We start from the raw sequence: 1,642 nt of genomic DNA, 5'->3' as shown, positions 1-1,642 counted from the left end.
CCGTCCTTGATGTGGGTGGGAGGTACAGTGACGCCAGCGCATTTTAGGTTTAAGTATGCTACTGGGGGATCTGAACAAAGCAGACAACGGCATGAGTAGTCATAAAACGCTGATCGTGAGTATATTGGGGTAATCCCTTGCGGTGATCATTAAAAGGCGTTTATAGGCGGTTTTGGACGTGTTCAGGGGGTGATCTATGCCCTAACCAAGACAAGCGCAGCAATAGACTGTAATGCGCTCCTGTGAAACGATGGCTCGGCTCCGTAGTGATGCCTTACATTGTTCGGGTAATACTGCTTAGGGTGCTTTTAGTGCTCTAGGGTGAGTATTTCCTGATCTTCTCTAACTCTCACCATAATGATAAATCACTAATACTTGAATAGTTAAATAAATAGAGGTTTTTTAAATGGGAAATATTGATATAAATCAAACAGTTGAACACTTAAAAGATTTGTTAGGCAAACAAGTTTCATATAGTATTTGTTTGGGGGGGACAACTTATCAGAGTGATGGTGAGGTCACTTCGGTTGTTTTACATCTTCATGGTGATCATGAGTTTTCTGTAGATGATGGGGATTATTATTCTTTTTCCGAATTGACAGAATTTCAGGTTTTAGATGATCGTTCTATTGTGGACGCTGCTTTTACTGGTCTTATAACGGATAACAAAGATTTTATTGATTCATTAAGCAAGCCTACCCCGTAGCCACAGGACTTGTAAGGGGTTCGACCCCTTAACCCCAAAGGGCGCACTTTACTTGAATTTCAGCTTTTAGCCTCAAGTTAGTTTTATATCTCCAGTCAAAATGCCCTTAAGTCTATCTTTTAGGGCATTTTTTTGATCTTGGTATATTTAGTATATTTACGAAATCTCACGTAATGCTTGTATAGCAAGGCTTTCAGAGCGAATGTCTATGAGCGAACTGAAGCTTTATGCTTCTTAAATCCTTTTTTTCCCTGATTACAGCTCCCGTATGCGTCCAGATCGGTAGAACTTAGGCGTCGTCCCGCGCCGACACAAAGAAAAGCAAAATACTGGCATTTTGTCGCGTGTGCCGACCTACGGATCGGACATCACGCGACAAAATGACAGTTCAAGGATTTTTTAAACGAAAGCGGTCATTTTTCATTGCTATTGCGTCCTGCTTGCACACGGATTAACATAATCAGGAAATTGATCAAAAAATGATCCAATACTCCGAGTTTATAGGGGGGGTTGAAAGAAATTTCTTAAATACCCCCACTAATAAGATGGGGGTAACGGTATCCGATCTATGCGCTCAATCTAAAAAAATCCAAATATTTTCCATAAAAAAAACCGACCATATTGATTTATGATCGGCTTTAGTTTTATATTGGATGCACGGTTATTAATTACTGGTAATAATTAATAACGAAAGTTATATGAGCTGAAACTCGATATAAGATTCAAGATTAAATCTCCGTGCTGTTAGATGATTATAACGTTCGTAGAATTAAAATAAATCCCTCTTTCGTTCTTAATCCGTCCAAATAATTAATTTCCGTCCTTGATGTGGGTGGGAGGTACAGTGACGCCAGCGCATTTTAGGTTTAAGTCTGCTACTGGGGGATCTGAACAAAGCAGACAACGGCATGAGTAGTCATAAAACGCTGATCGTGA

Annotated in this window: 1 protein-coding gene; it reads left to right on the top strand. The window is 39.8% G+C overall.

The window, feature by feature from the left end; genetic code table 11:
• Positions 1 to 406: 406 nt before the first annotated feature.
• Positions 407 to 706 carry a hypothetical protein gene (locus tag FTV43_RS15370; protein WP_179991805.1) on the top strand — a complete coding sequence of 100 codons (300 nt, stop codon included), beginning with the start codon at positions 407 to 409 and terminating at the stop codon, positions 704 to 706.
• Positions 707 to 1,642: the final 936 nt, after the last annotated feature.

The organism is Acinetobacter sp. YH16053, assembly GCF_013417035.1.
Classification (GTDB): domain Bacteria; phylum Pseudomonadota; class Gammaproteobacteria; order Pseudomonadales; family Moraxellaceae; genus Acinetobacter; species Acinetobacter towneri.
This window is presented reverse-complemented; position numbering and strand designations above follow the sequence as displayed.